We start from the raw sequence: 19,844 nt of genomic DNA, 5'->3' as shown, positions 1-19,844 counted from the left end.
TTTATTTTTTTATAATTGCCGGTTGTTCTAATTCTTAGAACGAGGAATATGATTGGTGCAAGGACGATTTTGTCATTTGATATCCTGCACGATCCTAGACCAGTTTCAACGTCACTTTTAATCGTTGATATCCTCATTGCTTTCCTCTATTTTAAAACATCTTCACAAATGGTTTTACCCCTGGAGCTGTCTATTTATCGTTTTTATCCCTTTTAAGGAAGTGAGGCCATGAAGAAATATCAGTGGATCAAATGGCGTAAATTTCTTCTCTGGTTTGTTGTCCTCTTTTTTATTGTAATGGTTTTGTTGACAGGAGGACCGACAGCTTGGAACATTACGTTATATATTTTTAACATTGCATGGCAGCTTTTCTTCGCTATGTTATTTATGATTATCCAATTTGTTGCGCTGTTCTGGTTCCTTGCCAGGGGGAGAACCTATTGGATCTTGCCGGGGGAAACGGGGTCTACATGGGACGATTACCGAGGGAACCCCGAGATTGTCGAAAATGCTAAGCGGATTGTCACCTTGCTGAAGGGCGTTAAAGAGTTCAAGGAGATGGGGGGCGAGGCTATACGCGGCTTACTGCTTTGCGGCCCTCCGGGTACTGGGAAATCCTACCTGGCACAGGTTATTGCAAACGAAGCACAAGTGCCGTTTGCCTATGCCTCCGCTCCCAGCTTTCAAAACATGTTCTTTGGCGTTGGGAACTTAAAGGTAATGGGCATCTATCGCAAGTCTCGGAAACTAGCTAATATATACGGTGCCTGCATCATTTTTATTGATGAAATCGATGCCATCGGGATGAGTCGCCAGGCAGGTGGAGGCATGGGGGGCATGGGCGGAATGTTTGGAATGGGCGGAGGTTCCGGACTCCTAAATGAATTGCTCCTGCAAATGGATCCTCCCAATATGGATACCAAATGGTTTACCAAGCTGCTGCGCTCGCTCGGTTTACGGAAGAAGAAAGCTGAGCGCCCGGCAGTGCTGACAATCGGGGCAACCAATCTGCCTGACGTACTTGACCCTGCATTGCTCCGGCCCGGCCGCTTCGACCGAAAGTTATGGGTCGATTCACCCGACTATGATGGCAGGATTGACGTCTTTCAATATTACCTTAGGAAAATCAAGCTGGACGATTCGCTGACACCGGAGCGGGCAGCACTGGACACAATTGGATATAGTCCGGCACAAATTAAACACATTGTAAATGAGTCTGTGGTCATTGCGCATCAGCGGGGAGCTCAAGAATCCAATTATGAGGACTTCCGTGCTGCCATGGAAACCTATGAGTGGGGCCTCAAACAGCCGCTCCGCTCCATGAGCGAGGACGAGAAGCGAAATGTTGCTTACCATGAGGCCGGCCATGCAGTGGCCCAGTTTCTGTTAAAGCCTCATGAACGGGTTTGGAAGGTGACCATCATCCGCAGGGGTGGTGCACTCGGCCTTGCTGCCACAAAGCCGACCCATGAGCGCTATAACCGAAGTGACAGTGAAATTTTGGCGGAAATTCAAGTTTGTTTGGCAGCCCGGGCCGTGGAAGAAGAGTTTCTCGGGAAGAAATTAAACGGGGTTACGTCTGACCTGAGGCAGGCGACAGAGCTGGCCGGTGCTTATCTTGGCATTGTTGGGATGGGGGATGAGTTGTTTAGTTGGCTGGCGATCGGCTCTCGTGCAGACGGACTACGGGCACTGAGGACAAAAATCAACACCCTTCTGAATGCCGAAATGGCAAAGGTAAAGGAACTCGTTCTGGAACATTCTGATTTCGTCCATGCAATTGCAGGCGAGCTCTTAAAACGGGGCGACCTAACGGGAGAGGAAATTGAACAGATCTATAATCAACTGCAAAATGATGAGGAACCCGAATTAGCTGAATAAAGAAGCATGGCGCCAGTGAATAGCGCCATGCTTTTTTTTGCGTGTGCGTTGGCAAGCTTCAAAACTCCATTCGGGGCAAAAATATTTCTTATACCTAATATTTCGGAAATGAAAATAAATTGATTTTATGATATGATGTTTTTGTCAAATAAAATCATTGGGAATTTATTACACCGAATGATGATTAGGAGAGAGCTGCGTGGAAATCTGGAAAAGAAATTTATGGGTTTTATGGATCGGGGTCTTTTTTACAGCGGCAAGTTTTTCCATGGTCATTCCTTTTTTGCCCATTTTTCTTCTGCAAATAGGTGTCCATCAGCATACCGAAATGTGGTCAGGTATATTATTTAGTGCCGCGTTTTTCGCAGGGGCAATCGCTGCGCCTTTCTGGGGGAGTGTAGCAGATAAATATGGGAGAAAGCCCATGATCATTCGGGCCGGATTTGCACTCTTTGTCATTTACACCTTAATGGCTTTTGTGACCAATCCGTATCAGATATTATTGCTGCGAATCATGCAAGGTTTATTAAGTGGATTTGTTCCAGGAGCGATCGCTTTGATTGGAACGAATACACCAAGCAATAAGGTCGGTTATGCCCTTTCCCTGATCTCGTCGGCATCTGCATCGGGTCAAATTGTCGGACCGCTTTTGGGTGGGGGCATTGCCCAGTTGATCGGAAGCAGGTGGGCATTCGGAAGTGCCGGAATTATCGTATTCATTTCAACCCTTCTCATTATATTTTGGGTAACCGAGGAAAATTTCAAGCCGAGTAAAGAGCGGGGCTCTGTTAAACATGATTTTCAAATCGCTTGGACCAATCGGAATTTAATGCTTGTCCTTGTTTTAACGGTCGTCACTTCCTGCTCGATCTTGACAATTGAACCGGTTCTTCCATTATATATTGTCAATTTGGGCGGCGCTTCGGATAAAGCTTCCTTACTGGCGGGGATCGTATTCTCGCTTCCTGGTATAGCCAGTGCTCTTTTTGCTCCTTACTGGGGAAAATGGGCAGACAAAGTTGGATTTCACCGCGTTCTCTTTATTGGCTTATTAGGCGGGGGACTGGGAACATTAGCGCAAATTCTTTTTACTCATATATGGGGCTTTTCCATCATCCGCTTTATTTTTGGTATCTTTTTCTGTGCGGTATTTCCAGCTTTAAATGGCCTTGTCGTGAAATCTACCCCTGATGATTTCCGAGGCAGAGCATTTGGATTAAACCAAACCGCCAGCCAATTAGGCGGGATGATTGGTCCGATTATCGGCGGCTTTATTGGTGGAATTTTTCCGGTACAAAGTGTCTTTGCGATCACGGGTGTCCTGCTCTTAGTCGCCACGGCCATTGCTTATTGGAATACACACGAACGGAAAACTACCGTGAAAAGTCGAATCATGGCAGGAAAATAAAATGATAAGGTGGATTTCGGGCTGTCAAAATGGACAGCTCTTTTCTTTTATTGAAAAATAATCTACAACCAAAGTCTTAGGAATTTCCTACTTTTTTCAGTCCAATAGGGGGTTATATATCCTCCATCTTCCCGATTTAGAAGTCTGGAATTTTCTCTATACTAAAAATATGAAAACAAAAGGAGAGATTAATATGAAATTAGTCATCATAAATGGTTCGCCAAGAAAAAAAGGAAGAACAGGAATTGCCACTCGTTTTATCGCCAGAAAATATCATGCCGAGATCATTGATTTAGCAGAAGCAACGATCCCCCTGTATAACGGCGAACCTGACCAGGCCGAATTACCGCAAATCCAGCAATTAAAAAGCACCGTGAAAGAAGCAGATGCCATTATTTTGGCTTCGCCTGAATATCATAGCGGCATGAGCGGTGCCTTAAAAAATGCATTGGATTTTTTGGGAAGCGAACAATTTGCCCATAAACCGGTTGCACTTCTAGCTATCGCAGGTGGCGGCAAGGGCGGTATTAATGCCTTAAATAATATGCGCATTGTCGCAAGAGGACTTTATGCGAATGCGATTCCAAAGCAGCTTGTCCTCGATCCGCACTGCTTTGATTATGATGAAAACACTTTAAAGGATGATAGTGCACTTCAAGTAGATGCATTAATAAAAGAACTCACTTTATTTACCAAGCTTTATCAAACCATCTAAATCATTACCTTTGGGAGGGGATGGAGAAATGAGAAATACAAAACTATATGAAACCCATGTGGATACAGTTAACCTGGAGAAAGCTATTGAGTTTTACCAGAGTCTTGACCTGGAACTTGCGTATAAGCTTGAAGAAAGAAGAGTGGCTTTTTTCTGGTTGGGAGACCCGGAAAATAAGGAGCAGATGTTAGGAGTATGGGAGGTCAGTCCAGAGAAATTTACACGAAAGCATTTTGCTTTCCAAGTTGATCTCGAGGTTCTCTTAACCGTACCGGCATACCTGCAGGCTAGAGGGATTGAACTAAGAGAAAGCTTTGGCTTGGAACCTCTCGATCCCGTTGTTCATGCATGGATGCCTGCTGCAGCCTATTATTTCTTGGATCCGGATGGCAATTCACTTGAGTATATCTCCATCCTGAACGATGAACCCAAACCTGAACTAGGAGTTTTATATTTAAGTGAATGGAAAAGGCAAGTATAAGCAAAGCGCTTGAAAAATAATACTTACAAGAAACCAATCTTTTAAAAAGGATTGGTTTTTTTATCTTAGGGGGTCTGACCCTCGGTCTTAAGTCTTAGAAAAATAGCTATTAATCCATAGACTTTTTATGTAGGAAATATCCACCATCTTCATGATTTCTGCTGTTTAAAAACTTTATATACTAAAAGTAGATAATAAAGGATACAGGAGGAATGAAAGATGACTTTAAATGTTTTTTTCTTTACCGTTACTATTCATAAACGCACGGTGGATCTTGATGAAGCAAGACAAAATGAGAGAGTGAACCAGCTTTATGAAAATTACAAGGATCGGCAGGCTTCCATCCATCATTTATTTTAATGAAAATCATAAGGCTGTTTGCAAACACAATGGTTTCAGAATCTTTGTTATGAGACAGCCTTTTATTCATTTTCGGTCGAAAATGAATGATTTTTGTCTCTTTTTATATAGTTTTATCGAAACCATTTACCTTGATTCGGAACGTGCTATAATTCATTTTGTTGTTAAACTTACTTCATAAGTACATCAGAATTAACATATAATTATATTTTCTATGAGGTGCTTTTATATGAAACGAGATCAGTTAGCTGAGGCGATTAGAAAGAAAAGAGAAGAAATGATTAAAAAAGGGTTGGAAAAAGGTTTGTTATGTGAAGAAACGATCATTTGCAGCCAGGAACTGGACAAGCTGTTGAATGCTTATCATCGCTTCCCTTCAAAAGCAGTCCATGCAGATCATATAAATTTATGCTATAAATTTATTGGATACATAAGAAACCGAATCCATAAGTATATGGTTAGTGCTTAGCTTCACTTGGAGCCGAATGGCAGTTATAGATCGGACATTGGCGGCATGTCCGATTTTTTTATTCTTTAAATGAATTCTCCCCCCATAAAAATAATCTATCAACTAAGTATATAGTAATAACACAATATTCCAGGATTAACCGAATATGATTTAATGAGATTTTCATATTTATTCTGTATAGTTTAAATAAAACAAGGAGGTGCCTGGTTTTGAAGAAAATTCTTGTGCTTTTCTTAACGGTATACGCTTTCCTTTATTTATCTAAACAAGGCATGCTTCCATCGATTGGGCAATTGAAAAATGATGTCTATCATTTTCTTTTAGAACAACGAGCGGGTTCTCCGACCAAGAAGTCTGATAGAGAGCAAATTACGATGAAGCAACAAGCGGCGGCTGCGATTCCGACAACGTATAATAAAAAATATACCCCAACGAAGATTCAAACCTATTGGGTGACGATCAAGGATGGCAAATTGGTGGTAACTGGAAAACCAACCCAGTATGGTCAATATTATAATGCGGAAGGGGTCATTTTATATATCGAGGAACCGCGCGCAAATAAAAAAACAACGGTCAAAGTGCCATTTTCAAACGGAACTATCCATTATGCATTCCCGCTTACCTACACGGTTGGGGATGTTGTCCTTAACCTGGATGAATATTACAAAGGAAAAGTGAATGACCCAAACAGGGTATTAGGCTATGCTAAATATCATTTAACCGATGGCGATCCTTACTTACAGCCGAGCTTTATGGTGCAGAGCAATAATGCTACCCTAAGAGCGCTTGCCCAAAAAATAACCTACGGGCTTCACACACAAACGGAAAAATCACGAGCAATTTTTTCTTGGGTAGCTAAAAATGTGGCTTATAATGTGAGTTTAGTAAACAGCAAACAACCACCGATCTATTCGGCCTTGCAAACCTACAACACCCGGCTTGTATTATGTTCAGGATATGCCGATTTGAACGCTGCGCTCCATCGTGCTGTCGGGATTGAAGCAAAGGTTGATTACGGAGAAAATCATGCCTGGAATGAAATCAAGCTTAACGGCAGGTGGCAAACCGAAGACCCTACTTATGGTTCCGGTTTTATCAACGCCAACACAATGGAATTCGTCCACAGTTATCACCCAGACTACTTCTACAAATCTGACAAACATAAAGAAGGCGAATATCATTGGTAAACAAAAGTGACAGGCACTATGTGGAAATTCACATGGTGTCTTTTATTTACGAAATTTCAATTCGCCGATAAAATGCGATAATTCGCTGATAAAAGCTAATAATTCACCGATAAAACTCGTTAATTCGCTGATAAAATCCTAGAATTCGCTGATAAATTAAAAAAGGCTGCGCCCAACGAATCTGGGGCAGCCTTTTTGCGGATGCAAGCTTATTTATTTGCGAATCAAAGCCATTAATTTGCGAATTCATCCCATTTATTTGCGAATCGAAGTTTCCCCACCCCAACAAAATAAATTTATTTAAACTGTTTCAAATCATTATATTTTTCACTATGAAGATAGTCGACAAATTCATTTGCCAGCTCGCCAAGGTGAAGGAGTTCTTCCCATCCGGCAACAACACCTTCGAAGGCTGAAGCTGGAATCGTAAAATCAATTAACGGCTCACCATCCGTACCGTATATGGCCGTATATAAATTTCCGGGAGGCGCCTTCATTTTTAATAAATCATTCATGGTTAAATCCTTGTTATTAGCCTGCAGCTTTAATTGAATTTGATAAAGCTTTAAGGTTTGATTAAAAATTTGGGATAATTCATCTAATTGCTCCGCACTCAGCTGCGTAGGATCAGCCGTTTCGAGGAATTTTTCGATTCGGTAATCAAGGGACTGCATCTGATCGAGCTGAGATTTGTTTGACTCTTCTACTTGGGACAAATAGCCGAAAAACTTTTTAACCTCTTGGTCGGTTATACCGATTTTGGCCATCTCACTTTTCATTTGTTTCATATAGTTAACGTGGTTAGTGTCAAAGGCCAGTGTGTTATCTAAATCCTCGATAAACTTGTATTTATTCTTGGAATCGCCAAATGCGCTTAACAGGGCATTCAGGTTTGCTTGCGTCAGATTATATTTTTTTAATAAAGCCTGTAAATTTTGTGCATTAATTGGCGTTCCTAATGCATTCTTTAAGTCCTCAACAGAATTGAAACCCTCTAACGGCATTTCGTAATAATTTAAATAATTCATTAATTCCTGCTTTGTCCAGCCAATGCTCGCTAAATATTGATCGAGTTCATTCGCGGGAGGGGCTGCCATTGTATTTGGTCCATTGGATAACAGCAGAAAAGAGAGTATGAAAATAAAGATAGCTTTACTCATAAATCAACCTCCGTAGAATATCATTTCTTTATAACATGCCCACAATCTAGATCTTAAGAAATGGGAATATTTATGTAATCCTTTTTTATATATAAATTGGTAAAGTGTTTTTCTTTTCCTTTTTTTTAAAATAGAGTAAAATATGACTTCGAGATTTGAGGGGGGAAATAAATGAAAAATAGAACTTCAGTTATGATTAGTATTGTTCTTGCCATGCTGGTCGCATCGATTGATTCCACGATTATGAACACAACGATGCCCATCATCGCCAAGGAATTAGGGAGATTTGATCTGTACGCATGGGCCTTTGCGTCCTATATGATTACAAGTACCATTCTTTCTCCGATTGCCGGCCGTTTATCTGATTTATTTGGCCGAAAAAGAGTATTCGGATTTGGTATTTTGTTATTTCTTGTGGGATCACTTTTGTGCGGGCTCTCAAGGAATATGATTCAATTAGTCATCTTCCGAGCGATTCAGGGGATTGGCGCAGGATTTATGATGCCCTTTCCGGCCATTATTGCAGGTGATTTGTTTCCAGTGGAACAAAGGGGGAAGATTCAAGCATTATTTACGGGTATGTGGGGGCTTTCAGCCGTCCTTGCACCTTTATTAGGATCCTTTTTTGTAGTGTACGCGACTTGGAGATGGATCTTTTTTGTGAACCTGCCAGTTTGCTTAGTCGCATTTTTGACGCTGTTGCCTTATAAGGAACATTATCAGCCTAAAAAAGCGAGTATCGATTATATTGGTGCGGTGCTTTTTGCAGTGGGAGTCACATTCCTTTTATTAGACACCATCGTGAAGCAAAACAGAGTATTATATATTTTAATAGGACTGATTTTCCTCGTATTCTTTTATTTTTATGAGAAAAAACAAACTTCACCGATTGTACCGCTCTCCTTGTTTAAACATAAAATGATTTCAAGCATTAATCTGAATGCCTTCATTGGAACAGTCGCTCTATTTGGGGCATCGAGTTTTATTCCATTATTTCTTCAGAACATTGCCGGACTTTCGTTATTTATGAGCGGTGTGGCCCTTCTTGGGACAGCGATTGGCTGGATGGCCGTAGCGGTTCCGGCTGGTAAATGGATCTTAAAATATGGATATCGGAATCTGTTAATTATCGGAAATACCCTGCTGTTTGCCTCGGGCTTTTTCCTAACGCTGTTAAATCCGAGCCACGGCTTTTGGTTTGTCTTTTTGGTGATGATTGGCCAAGGATTGGCTTTCGGTTTACTCACCACTGTGGGTGTAATTGGCGTTCAGCAGCTCGTTGGCGGCCATGAAAAAGGAATTTCCACTTCATTCTTTATGTTCTGCCGAAATATGGGTACCGCGATCGGTGTGACCGTTATGGGGGCATTATTAACCGGTGGTGCGAATTTTATGGATGGAATTCACCATTTGTTTATTTTTGGTTTCATTGGAAGTATAGTAGCTTTCCTATCTTCTTTTCTGATTCAAAAGGATACAGCTTCACAAACCATCGTAGCCGAAGTAAAATAAGTAATGAAACGGGGTGCTTCCAGTTGCACCCCGTTTTTTAAAAAAGAAGCTATTTAAAGGCAGCCAGCGTTTCGATTATTTGTTCTAGAGCTTCTTTTTCATCTTGGCCGGAGGCTTCTACTATAATCTCGGCTTGGCGTGGAATGCCAAGTGACATGATACCCAAAACGGATTTTAAATTTACTTTCCTTCCTTTGTGGGTGAGATATAGATCAGAATTGAAGCGGGAAGCGGCCTGGACCAATTGGTTAATGGTTTGTGCATACATACCGTTTTTCTTATTTAGGCTGACAGTTTGCTGAATCATACATAAACCTCCTACTGTTTGTTGATATACTGTTTTATGTATGAATCTACTTTGTGAAAAATGAACAATTTTTCGTTAAACATTTGTAAAAATCAGAGCTTAAGAAGGGGGAAAAAATGATGCATGAAGAAGGATTCATTGAGGTAACCGGGGGAAGAGTTTGGTATGAAATGTATCATAAAGAGGCAAAAGGGACCCCGGTCATTATTTTACACGGAGGACCCGGGTCTTCTTTTTACTCGTTAATAGGACTAAAAGCGCTCGGTGAGGACCGTCCGGTTATCTTTTACGATCAGTTAGGCTGTGGAAAATCCGACAGACCAACGGATCAATCGCTTTGGCAGCTTGACCGGTTTGTCGAGGAATTAGCCCAGGTCAGAAAGGCACTACACCTCGAGAAAGTCCATATTCTTGGTCATTCATGGGGGACAACCTTGGCGGCAGCCTACTGCTTAACAAAGCAGGAAGGAATCCAAAGTATTATTTTTTCAAGTCCATGTCTCAGTGCACCACTATGGGAAAAGGATCAGGAGCGCAATCTTCAAAAGCTGCCAGAAGAGATCCAGGAGACGATCAAAAGATGTGAAGAAGAGGGGAAAACCGATTCCGAGGAGTTTGAAGGAGCCATCAAGGAGTTTAATAAAAATTTTGTCTGCAGGCTCGATCCATACCCTGAATGGTTAAAACAAGGGAAGAAATTTAGAAATCCAGAAGTGTACAATATCATGTGGGGCCCTTCTGAATTTTCGGTAAAAGGCAACCTAAAATATTTTGATTGCACAGATCAATTAAACGAGATCACAGCACCAACTCTTTTCACCTGTGGCCGTTTTGATGAGGCGACACCGGAATCAACAGAATCCTTTAGCCGTCTTACTCCAAATTCAGCGTTCCATGTGTTCGAAGACAGTGCTCATATGCCATACGTCGAGGAACCGGAAGAGTATTTACGCGTTGTAGGAGAATTCTTAAAATCAAACGATTAGAAAAAAATCCACCAACCTGGTGGATTTTTTTCCGGTCAAAGCTATTTTCCATTATTAACAAATTAACGCAATATTTGCTAATATTCGATAAATTTTTAAATTTAAAGAAGGTAAAAAAGTTATTCAAGTAGAATTTAATGGGAGGAGTCAAATACATATCATATTTCATTACTCGGGGGATATTCTTATGTTTTACAATTTTGGTCCGATTTTGTATCATGTTTTAACTGTTCTGTTTCCGATCCTGTTTTATCATTTATTTTTAAATGAGGATCAGGAAAAGCGGCACCATTTATTTTCAAAATTCACCTTGATCAATTTAATTACGTTAGTCCTTACGATGTCTTCTTCACTTGTATATAAATCTGGTTACCATTATGATTATCGAGAAATTCCCTTAATGGTATCGATTCTTTATGGCGGGCTTATGCCAGGCTCTATCACCCTTATTTTCATGTTGATCTATCGATTTATGATGGGTGGGGGTGGCTTTTATGTTACGATCATTTCCTACTCGATTGCCACTTTTCTAACGATTATCGTCTTGCCTAAATATAGAAGCAGTAAATTAAGAGAAAAAATTATCATTATTAGTATTTTGCATTGGATTATTACTTTCATTAAAGTACTGATTCTATGGAAACAAAAGCAAGCAGATATGATTCCATTTATGGTCATCTTTTTCCTCATTCTATGGTTCATTTTAAAAATTGTTGTTTTTGTTATCGAAAATTTGGATAAGCAAATCATCCTTCAAAAGGAATTGCAAAGAGCAGAAAAGCTAAATGTGATTAGTCAGCTTGCCGCCTCCGTTGCCCATGAGGTTAGAAATCCGATGACTTCTGTTCGCGGATTTCTTCAATTAATGGGCGATGCCAGTAATCTGACCGAACCTCAAAAAAAGTATATCGAGATTTCATTAAATGAATTGGAGCATGCCCAGTCGATCATTAATGATTATTTATCTTTGGCGAAACCGAATGACAAAGGCCAAACTGTCATTGATTTAACAAAAGAAATCAAAAGCACGTTAGAGCTGATGACTTCTTATACCAATATCCAGAATATTTTAATTGAGTCTGATATTCAGGATTCATTAGAAATAAAGGGCAACAAGGACGAAGTGAAGCAGGTTCTTGTGAATATTATTAAAAATGGAATTGAATCGATGGAAAAGGGCGGAAAAATCATTGTAAATGCCTTTAAAACGGATCAGTCCATCATGATTGAGATCATTGATAGCGGAAAAGGAATCACGAAACAACAGTTAAAATACTTAGGGACTCCCTTTTATTCAACGAAAGAAAAGGGAACCGGCGTCGGATTAACCGTTTGCTATCAAATCATTCAGTCGATGAAGGGGAAAATTATGGTCGAAAGTGAATTAGGAATCGGCACAAAGTTTACGATACAATTTTTATGTTAAATCGAAACCGCTTTCATGAAGAAAAAGAGGCCGCCCACATACAAAAGGGTCTGCCTCTCTAACATTGACTCTTACTGGCCGCTTTCCTTCAGTTGTCTTTTAGCTCTCACAAAAGCGACAAAGTCGATCATTTCTTCCTGTGACAGGGTGATGCCATCTATCGTCAGTTTTCGGTCCGTATTGTTCATTTGTTCGGTGATTTCAACCGCTTGACCGTTTTGGTCCGTTCTCCCTAATAAATAATCCACCGAAGTTTCAAATAAATCGGCGATTTGGGACAGTGATGGCAACGATGGCAATCGGTAGCAGGACTCATAGCCGGCATAGGTACTTTTGGCAATTCCCAGCTGATCGGCCGTTTCTTGTAACGACCATTTTCGCTCTTTTCTTAATTCGGATAATCGCTCAAGCATACGTCTCAAACTCCACTTTTTTTATTTTGAAAAAATTATATCACAGAGGTTCAAAGATTAGAATAGAAAAAGTACGCGAATTGAATACAAATCCTTGATTTATCGTAATTTAGTTTTATAATAATTAATAGAAATACGCATTCCGCGAATAAATTCCATTATTCACTGCTAAAAGAGGTGGTATATTTGAAGAAAATTTTAATTATTGCAACAGGTGGAACCATTGCTTCCGTCGAAGGAAATGAGGGTCTTGTTCCCGGTTTATCAGCAGAGGAATTAATCCATTATTTTCCGAAAGCACAACAAAACATTGAAATCGATTGTAAAATCTTAATGAACATAGACAGTACAAATATGCAGCCAGAGCACTGGGTGGAAATGGCTCATGCTGTATATCAAGATTACAATCAATATGACGGATTTGTTATTACACATGGAACCGATACATTGGCCTATACGTCGGCAGCGCTTTCCTATATGCTGCAGGGACTTGGAAAGCCAGTCGTCTTAACTGGTTCACAGGTCCCGATCAGCTTTAAAAAAACAGATGCGAAAAAGAATGTAGCTGATGCATTAAGATTTGCTTGCGAGGATATTGGCGGGGTTTTCATTGTGTTTGACGGCCGTGTCATTATCGGAACTAGAGCAGTTAAAATGAGAACCAAGAGCTATGACGCGTTTGAAAGTGTCAATCATCCTTACGTTGCCTTTGTGAATGAAAAAGAAGTGAAATACCAGTGGAAACCAACCACCGAAAACAATCAATTAGCATTAAATACGAATTTATCTACAGATGTTTTCTTGATGAAATTATACCCTGGAACAAAGCCTGAAATATTTGACTGCTTGAAGGGGTTATATAAAGGAATCATCATTGAAAGCTTTGGAAATGGCGGATTACCGTTTGAGGGGCGCAATCTCCTTCTAAAAATCAAGGAGCTGACCGAAGCCGGAATAGCTGTTGTCATCACGACACAGTGTTTGGAGGAAGGGGAGGACCTGCTGCTTTATGAGGTGGGCCGGAAGGTTGCCCAGCACAATGTCATTTTATCTGGAGATATGAACACGGAGGCCATTGTGGCCAAGCTGATGTGGGCTCTGGGACAAACCACTCAAATCGATGAAGTGAAAACCATCCTTGAAACCGCAAAAGCACACGATTTAACAATAAAAAACGATAAAGAAGATTAATGGTTTAACATGACCATAATCGATATATTTTGGCCTAAAATAGAGGAGAGCGATTTTTATGTCAACCATCAATGAAACAAAAGGACAAATGCGCGTCGAAAAGGACTTTCTTGGAACAAAGGAAGTGCCGTTCGATGCCTATTATGGTGTACAAACCCTGCGTGCTGTTGAAAACTTCCCGATCACCGGTTACCGCATTCATGAGGAATTGATCAAAGCGATGGCCATTGTTAAAAAAGCGGCAGCGCTGGCAAACATGGATGTCCAAAGGTTATACTCCGGCATTGGGGAAGTGATCGTAAAGGCAGCTGAAGAAATCATTGAAGGGAAATGGCATGATCATATAATCGTTGATCCGATTCAAGGCGGCGCCGGTACTTCCATCAATATGAATGTGAACGAAGTCATTGCCAATCGGGCAATTGAATTACTCGGAAAAGAAAAGGGCGATTATTATCATGTGAGCCCAAATACGCATGTGAATATGGCGCAATCAACAAATGATTCTTTCCCGACTGCGATCCATATTGCGGTTTTAAACCTTCTCGAAAAATTATTAAAAACGATGGAAGCCATGCATCAAGTGTTTCTTCAGAAGGCACAAGAGTTTAATCCTATCATTAAAATGGGCCGTACTCACCTTCAAGATGCCGTTCCAATCCGCTTGGGGCAGGAATTTGAAGCATATGCACGTGTAGTGGAACGGGATATAAAACGAATTCAACAATCCCGCCAGCATCTTTACGAAGTCAATATGGGTGCTACGGCAGTGGGAACAGGATTAAATGCGGACCCACGTTATATTGAGCAGGTTGTTAAACACTTAGCGGATATCAGTGGTTTACCGCTGGTTGGTGCGGACCATCTTGTAGATGCCACACAAAACACAGATGCCTATACAGAGGTTTCTGCTGCACTGAAGGTTTGTATGATGAATATGTCAAAAGTAGCGAACGATCTGCGTTTGATGGCATCTGGACCTCGTGCCGGATTAGGGGAAATTACCTTACCTGCCCGTCAGCCGGGATCATCCATCATGCCGGGCAAAGTCAATCCGGTTATGGCCGAGCTTATCAACCAAGTGGCGTTCCAAGTGATTGGAAATGATCATACGATTTGCCTTGCATCAGAAGCAGGCCAGCTTGAACTAAATGTCATGGAGCCTGTATTAGTATTCAATCTGCTTCAGTCGATCAGCATCATGAATAATGCTTTCACTGTTTTCACAGAGCACTGTTTAGCAGGTATTGAAGCAAACGAAGCAAGAATGAAGGAATATGTCGAAAAAAGTGTCGGAGTTCTTACGGCTATTAACCCGCATATTGGGTACGAGGTAGCAGCCCGAATTGCGAGGGAGGCTATTCTTAGCGGCGCATCCGTCCGTGAGCTTTGCCGGAAATATGATGTGTTAACCGAAGAAGAGCTGGATTTAATTCTTGACCCATATGAAATGACCCATCCAGGCATCGCTGGTGCGTCTTTACTTGAAAGAGAGTAGATTGAAAAGAGTCTGCAAAATTTGCAGGCTCTTTCCTTTGGCTTAATTCCTTTTCGATTTTCGTATTTGCCATTGCATGCCCATCCACATGAATATGGCCGGGATGAGGACGGATACAGCCAATAGCCATTGTCTCGGACCCATATCGATTGTGCTATTGAACATAGAAACCAATGAATCAAGTGAAACAGGTGGAGCAAACATCCTACTAATAAAAAATCCGCTTCCTTCCTTATGAGGGGAAAGAATGACATTCATTAGAGAATCTAGTAAAGGCATAATGGGTAGGAGGATTAGTGACAGGATGTTTTTAACATTTGACCCCTGATTTTTCAACAGATAAAATCCTGCTGCGGCAAAAAAAATGAGCGAAAGGATAAATCCCATTGAGATGATGATATTTTGTACCGTGATATTGGTCAAAGAAGCAAATTTGTAAATGATTTCAACGATGAAACCAAAAAGGATTTGGGCGATAAAAATAATGCCGAGTCCGATAAAGTTGTTGGATATCAAGGATTCACCCCCTCTTTCGCAATGTACTCATTTGTAATCCGAACCACATGTATAGAACAGGCAGCGGCATCGAGATTAGGTCGAGCCAATACCGCGCCGTTACGTCAAGGGTTACATTCACAGGAAGAAATAATGAACTAAAGGTAATCGGCGGGCGGGTTACGTCGAAGAGAAGAAAGAATGTACTGTCATCTGGAACCGATATTTTAAAAAGGGTAAACAAAAAGGGATATAAAGACATGATGGAAAAGGAAAGTATATTTTTGAGCGAGGTGCCTTGATGTTCGATTAGATAATATCCTGCAGCGACGAATAGAAGGAGGTAAACGATAAATCCAACAATGAAGTATAATTCCGGTTGATCATAATGGGGATAGAACAAACGTCCGAGTACACCTAATAAAAACATGGAAATCATTTGAACCCCTAATACTTTTAAGTTATTTCTGATCATAGTATCTTCCTTTCCATTAGGATAATTTCATTATATGTTATTTAAGTGTAAAATTACACCATAATTTACTTATATATTAAAAGAATCCATATAAAGAAAGATTGACATATTCATAGAAACATTGTAAGATACAATTCGTAATAATTCCGATTTAATTTGTGATTTTTCAAATTTTTATACTCAATTTATCGACTATAAATCGTAATAATTCCAATTTATCAGTTTTTTGGAGGGAATTTCGAACATGAAAAAACTATTAATCATGATGATTATCTTTCTATTTATTATGACCGGGTGCTCGAATGCCGTCCAAACCAGCGGTGAGCAAACTGGCAATAAGATGCGGGTTGTCACCACCTTCTACCCGATGTACTATTTTGCAAAGCAAGTAGCCGGGACAGCTGCAACCGTGGACTTCCTGATCCCAAATGGGGTGGAACCGCATGATTGGGAGCCAACGGTCCAAGATATGGCAAAAATTCAAGATGCGAATGTCTTCATTTACAATAGCCGTTATTTTGAAACTTGGACGGAAAAAGCTTTAAACAGTATGGATACCTCGAAATTAACGGTTGTCGAGGCATCTAAGGGTATTCACCTAATTAATGCCGATGCATCTGAAAGTAACGCCTCCAAGGACCCGCATGTCTGGCTTTCGCCGGTATTAGCAGAACAAGAGGTCGATACAATCGCAAAAGCACTGGAAAAGGCCGATCCAAAGCATAAAACACAATATCAAAAGAATGCTGTAAGCTTTAAAGCGAAACTTGCAAACGTAGATCAATTATATAAACAAACTTTGGAAAAAGCCGCCAATAAAGAGTTCGTTACACAGCATGCCGCTTTCGGTTATTTAGCCAAGCAATATGGCTTAACGCAAATTCCAATTGCCGGACTTTCACCAGATGTGGAGCCATCATTAGGAAAATTAGCTGAATTAGCCGACTTAATGAAAAAGAAAAAAGTGAAAACTATTTATTTTGAGGGTCTTACTTCATCAAAAGTAGCCGAAACCCTTGCCAATGAAATCGGGGCTAAAACAGATGTTTTAAACCCTCTGGAAGGATTAACAAAGGATGAGCAGGCACAGGGTCTGGACTATATTGGCGTCATGAAGAAAAATTTAGCAGCACTTACAAAGACCATTCATTAATTTGCATCCACTCTTGAACAGGGTGGATTTTTTTTGTGCGATAAAGCCATGGAATATCCTGGCCCGATAAAAAGTAGAATTAAGAAAAGTCTTTTATCTGAGGAGTGAGAGAATGGATGACCGTTTTTTTCGGACCGCCATGGGGAAATTTGCGACGGGAATCACTGTCGTAACAACAGAAGTGAAGGGTGAAGCGCATGGGATGACAGCCAATGCCTTCGTTTCAGTTTCGCTTAATCCAAAGCTCGTTTTGGTGTCCATCGATAAGAGGGCTAAAATGCTAAGCTATATCCAGGAATCAAAAAAGTATGCGGTCAGCTTTTTGACGGCTGAGCAACAAGCAGAATCAATGAGGTTTGCCGGGCAAATCAAAGATGAAACGGTTTATAGCTTTGACCAATTCGGCGGCATGCCGGTAATCCAAAATGCTCTTACCACTATGGTTTGTTCCGTTTTTAATGAAGTAGAAGCGGGCGATCATATCTTATTTATTGGAGAGGTGACAGACCTGAAAATAGAAGACGGTGATCCATTGATTTATTTTCAAGGGAAGTATTGTGAAGTCGTACAAAACAAATAATTGAATATAATTTTGTTATGTAAACTGTTAGACCGGGCATACAGAAAGCCCGGTCTTTTTTAGGTTGTAAACTTAAATTTCCACTATGAAAATACTGTTTTCTTCAGTATGATGAAAAGGATAAAGGATATAGGAGGAACTGTCTTTTGATTCAACTTCATTTGTATAGCAAAAAAGTTTCTTTTTCACATGCGAGGTTTTTTTCTCAGTTTCGCAATCTTTCTGGTCATTATCCACATCATGTGTTACTAGAGAGCGGCAGGGATGGCCGGTATAGCATTGCGGCCTTTGAACCTGAAACCATCTTAACAGGCAAAAGCAATCAACTAATCATTCAAAAAGACAATCTCAGGGAAATTTTGGAGGGAAATCCACTCCATTTGCTGCGGGACTGGATGAAACAATATCATCTCGAAAAAATCGAAGACCTGCCTGATTTTCATGGTGGGGCCATCGGATATATCAGCTATGATTATGCCCGCTATATTGAAAAACTGCCAGCCATCGCGGCTGATGACCTGGCATTGCCGGAAATATATTTTTTCATTTTTAAAGAATGGTTTATCTTTGACCATGAGAAGAAAGAACTATGGCTATTATTTTTATATGAAAAGGATGAAGCGATCGAGGACAGGGTTTCATTTTGGGAGAAGAACTGGCTTCAAAACATTCCTGTATTAACAAGCACGATGTCCCAGCCAATCGATCAAGATCATTTAGAAGTTTCCATGAATGAACCGCAGTTTATCACGGCGGTAGAAAAAGTCCAGCAGTACATCGCACAAGGGGATGTTTTTCAAGTGAACCTTTCTGTTCGTCAATCGAAACCGATCGAGGTAGAAGCGATCGAAGTGTATGAACAGCTTAGAGCCATCAATCCATCCCCTTATATGGCCTATTTTCACACCCCGGAATTTCAATTTGTCAGCGGCTCCCCTGAGCTCCTGGTAAAAAAGCAGGGGAATGAGGTAAGCACTCGCCCGATTGCCGGAACACGCTCGAGAGGGAAGGATGAAGCTGAGGATTTAAAGCTCGCCAATGAGCTCATTGAGAATGAGAAGGAGCGGGCGGAGCATGTCATGCTCGTGGATCTTGAACGGAATGATCTTGGAAGAGTATGCGCTTATGGAACGGTTGAAGTAAATGAATTTATGGTGATTGAAAAATACTCTCATGTGATGCATATTGTTTCGAATGTTAGAGGACAGCTGGCGGATGATATGACAAGCTTTGATGTGATCGACGCCGTATTCCCCGGCGGAACCATTACGGGTGCGCCAAAGATTCGTACGATGGAGATTATTGAAGAACTAGAGCCGGTTCAACGGGGGATTTATACAGGTTCCATCGGCTGGATTGATTTTACCGGAGATATGGAATTGAATATCGTGATTCGTACGATGGTGGTGAAGGATGGCAAAGCACATGTACAAGCAGGTGCCGGTATTGTCATTGACTCCAATCCAAGGAATGAATATAAAGAGTCGTTAAAAAAAGCAGCCGCATTATGGAAAGCAAAAGAAATGGCAGAAGGAAATGGTGAGCAGCGATGATTTTCATGATCGATAATTATGATTCTTTTACCTTTAACCTTGTTCAATATTTAGGAGAGCTGGGAGAAGAACTGGTGGTAAGACGGAATGATGAAGTGACCATTGCGGAAATTGCGGAGCTGTCGCCGAAATTCCTGATGGTTTCACCCGGCCCTTGCAGCCCAAATGAAGCCGGAATCAGTTTAGACGCCATTAAAGAATTTGCTGGTGTTATTCCCATTTTTGGTGTTTGTCTCGGGCACCAGTCAATTGCACAGGCTTTCAACGGTGAGGTCGTTCAAGCGGAGCGGCTGATGCATGGCAAAACCTCTGAGATTTTTCATGACGGGGAAACGATATTCAAACATCTTCCTAATCCGTTTCCTGCCACAAGGTATCATTCCTTAATTGTCAAAAAGGAAAGCCTGCCGGATTGCTTTACGGTTTCAGCTTGGACGAGCGAAGGTGAAATTATGGCGATTCGACATAAGGAGCTTCCGATCGAAGGCGTTCAGTTTCATCCTGAATCCATTATGACGACTTCCGGTAAAGAGCTGCTGCAGAATTTTGTCCGTCATTACACGACGAAGAATTTAGTGCTGAAAGGGTCTTAAT

21 protein-coding genes are annotated in these 19,844 nt (G+C 40.9%); 16 read left to right on the top strand and 5 right to left on the bottom strand.

Annotation, left to right across the window (positions count from 1 at the left end):
- The first annotated feature begins 228 nt into the window (after window positions 1-228).
- From ACZ5XR_RS15565 to ACZ5XR_RS15535, 7 genes are all read left to right on the top strand, one after another.
- Window positions 229-1,881 (top strand): AAA family ATPase, encoded by a 1,653-nt coding sequence (locus tag ACZ5XR_RS15565; protein WP_464497201.1) that lies wholly within the window; start codon window positions 229-231, stop codon window positions 1,879-1,881.
- Between the two features lie 199 nt (window positions 1,882-2,080).
- A complete protein-coding gene (locus ACZ5XR_RS15560) occupies window positions 2,081-3,289 on the top strand; it encodes an MFS transporter (protein ID WP_464497200.1) in 1,209 nt (402 codons plus the stop codon).
- A gap of 193 nt (window positions 3,290-3,482) precedes the next feature.
- A complete protein-coding gene (locus ACZ5XR_RS15555) occupies window positions 3,483-4,004 on the top strand; it encodes an NADPH-dependent FMN reductase (RefSeq protein ID WP_464497199.1) in 522 nt (173 codons plus the stop codon).
- A gap of 28 nt (window positions 4,005-4,032) precedes the next feature.
- Window positions 4,033-4,485 carry a VOC family protein gene (locus ACZ5XR_RS15550; protein ID WP_464497198.1) on the top strand — a complete coding sequence of 151 codons (453 nt, stop codon included), beginning with the start codon at window positions 4,033-4,035 and terminating at the stop codon, window positions 4,483-4,485.
- Between the two features lie 219 nt (window positions 4,486-4,704).
- The gene (locus ACZ5XR_RS15545; protein WP_464497197.1) at window positions 4,705-4,845 is read left to right on the top strand and encodes a YrzI family small protein; all 141 of its coding nucleotides are present in this window, start codon (window positions 4,705-4,707) and stop codon (window positions 4,843-4,845) included.
- 229 nt (window positions 4,846-5,074) lie between these two features.
- Entirely contained in the window at window positions 5,075-5,314 is a 240-nt protein-coding gene (locus ACZ5XR_RS15540; protein ID WP_464497196.1) for a Spo0E family sporulation regulatory protein-aspartic acid phosphatase, read from the top strand.
- A 209-nt stretch (window positions 5,315-5,523) separates the two neighbouring features.
- Window positions 5,524-6,501, top strand: coding sequence for a transglutaminase domain-containing protein (locus ACZ5XR_RS15535; RefSeq protein WP_464497195.1), 978 nt, complete (start codon window positions 5,524-5,526; stop codon window positions 6,499-6,501).
- 296 nt (window positions 6,502-6,797) lie between these two features.
- Here ACZ5XR_RS15535 and ACZ5XR_RS15530 read toward each other — a convergent pair whose 3' ends face one another.
- Entirely contained in the window at window positions 6,798-7,661 is an 864-nt protein-coding gene (locus ACZ5XR_RS15530; protein ID WP_464497194.1) for a processed acidic surface protein, read from the bottom strand.
- A gap of 171 nt (window positions 7,662-7,832) precedes the next feature.
- Here ACZ5XR_RS15530 and ACZ5XR_RS15525 point away from each other — a divergent pair, with 171 nt between their 5' ends.
- Window positions 7,833-9,173: an MDR family MFS transporter gene (locus tag ACZ5XR_RS15525; protein ID WP_464497193.1), complete on the top strand. Its 1,341-nt coding sequence runs from the start codon at window positions 7,833-7,835 to the stop codon at window positions 9,171-9,173.
- A 49-nt stretch (window positions 9,174-9,222) separates the two neighbouring features.
- Here the strand turns inward: ACZ5XR_RS15525 and ACZ5XR_RS15520 are convergent, their stop codons facing one another.
- Window positions 9,223-9,480: an HPr family phosphocarrier protein gene (locus tag ACZ5XR_RS15520; RefSeq protein ID WP_464497192.1), complete on the bottom strand. Its 258-nt coding sequence runs from the start codon at window positions 9,478-9,480 to the stop codon at window positions 9,223-9,225.
- Window positions 9,481-9,596: 116 nt separating this feature from the next.
- On the opposite strand from ACZ5XR_RS15520, the gene ACZ5XR_RS15515 reads away from it, so the two are divergent.
- Window positions 9,597-10,466, top strand: a complete 870-nt coding sequence (locus ACZ5XR_RS15515; RefSeq protein WP_464497190.1) for a proline iminopeptidase-family hydrolase — start codon at window positions 9,597-9,599, stop codon at window positions 10,464-10,466.
- A gap of 187 nt (window positions 10,467-10,653) precedes the next feature.
- A complete protein-coding gene (locus ACZ5XR_RS15510) occupies window positions 10,654-11,892 on the top strand; it encodes an ATP-binding protein (protein ID WP_464497189.1) in 1,239 nt (412 codons plus the stop codon).
- 71 nt (window positions 11,893-11,963) lie between these two features.
- Here ACZ5XR_RS15510 and ACZ5XR_RS15505 read toward each other — a convergent pair whose 3' ends face one another.
- Window positions 11,964-12,305 (bottom strand): helix-turn-helix domain-containing protein, encoded by a 342-nt coding sequence (locus tag ACZ5XR_RS15505; protein WP_464497188.1) that lies wholly within the window; start codon window positions 12,303-12,305, stop codon window positions 11,964-11,966.
- 186 nt (window positions 12,306-12,491) lie between these two features.
- On the opposite strand from ACZ5XR_RS15505, the gene ACZ5XR_RS15500 reads away from it, so the two are divergent.
- On the top strand, window positions 12,492-13,496 hold the full coding sequence (locus ACZ5XR_RS15500; RefSeq protein ID WP_464497187.1) for an asparaginase: 1,005 nt from the start codon (window positions 12,492-12,494) through the stop codon (window positions 13,494-13,496).
- 58 nt (window positions 13,497-13,554) lie between these two features.
- Window positions 13,555-14,994 (top strand): aspartate ammonia-lyase, encoded by a 1,440-nt coding sequence (gene aspA, locus ACZ5XR_RS15495; protein WP_464497186.1) that lies wholly within the window; start codon window positions 13,555-13,557, stop codon window positions 14,992-14,994.
- A 42-nt stretch (window positions 14,995-15,036) separates the two neighbouring features.
- On the opposite strand, the gene ACZ5XR_RS15490 is transcribed toward aspA, so the two are convergent.
- The gene (locus ACZ5XR_RS15490; protein ID WP_464497185.1) at window positions 15,037-15,510 is read right to left on the bottom strand and encodes a hypothetical protein; all 474 of its coding nucleotides are present in this window, start codon (window positions 15,508-15,510) and stop codon (window positions 15,037-15,039) included.
- A 4-nt stretch (window positions 15,511-15,514) separates the two neighbouring features.
- Window positions 15,515-15,964, bottom strand: coding sequence for a hypothetical protein (locus ACZ5XR_RS15485; protein WP_464497184.1), 450 nt, complete (start codon window positions 15,962-15,964; stop codon window positions 15,515-15,517).
- Between the two features lie 244 nt (window positions 15,965-16,208).
- Here ACZ5XR_RS15485 and ACZ5XR_RS15480 point away from each other — a divergent pair, with 244 nt between their 5' ends.
- The 4 genes from ACZ5XR_RS15480 to pabA all read left to right on the top strand — a co-directional run bounded on the left by ACZ5XR_RS15480 (window position 16,209) and on the right by pabA (window position 19,843).
- Window positions 16,209-17,117: a metal ABC transporter substrate-binding protein gene (locus tag ACZ5XR_RS15480; protein WP_464497183.1), complete on the top strand. Its 909-nt coding sequence runs from the start codon at window positions 16,209-16,211 to the stop codon at window positions 17,115-17,117.
- Window positions 17,118-17,229: 112 nt separating this feature from the next.
- Entirely contained in the window at window positions 17,230-17,697 is a 468-nt protein-coding gene (locus ACZ5XR_RS15475; protein ID WP_464497182.1) for a flavin reductase family protein, read from the top strand.
- Between the two features lie 146 nt (window positions 17,698-17,843).
- The gene (gene pabB, locus ACZ5XR_RS15470; RefSeq protein ID WP_464497181.1) at window positions 17,844-19,250 is read left to right on the top strand and encodes an aminodeoxychorismate synthase, component I; all 1,407 of its coding nucleotides are present in this window, start codon (window positions 17,844-17,846) and stop codon (window positions 19,248-19,250) included.
- The gene (pabA, locus tag ACZ5XR_RS15465) at window positions 19,247-19,843 is read left to right on the top strand and encodes an aminodeoxychorismate/anthranilate synthase component II (RefSeq protein ID WP_464497180.1); all 597 of its coding nucleotides are present in this window, start codon (window positions 19,247-19,249) and stop codon (window positions 19,841-19,843) included. The genes pabB and pabA overlap by 4 nt, the downstream gene beginning before the upstream one ends.
- Window position 19,844: the final 1 nt, after the last annotated feature.

Source organism: Neobacillus sp. Fa239 (assembly GCF_055395235.1).
Note: the sequence above shows the minus strand (reverse complement) of the source record. Positions and strands in the feature narration are given on the sequence as shown.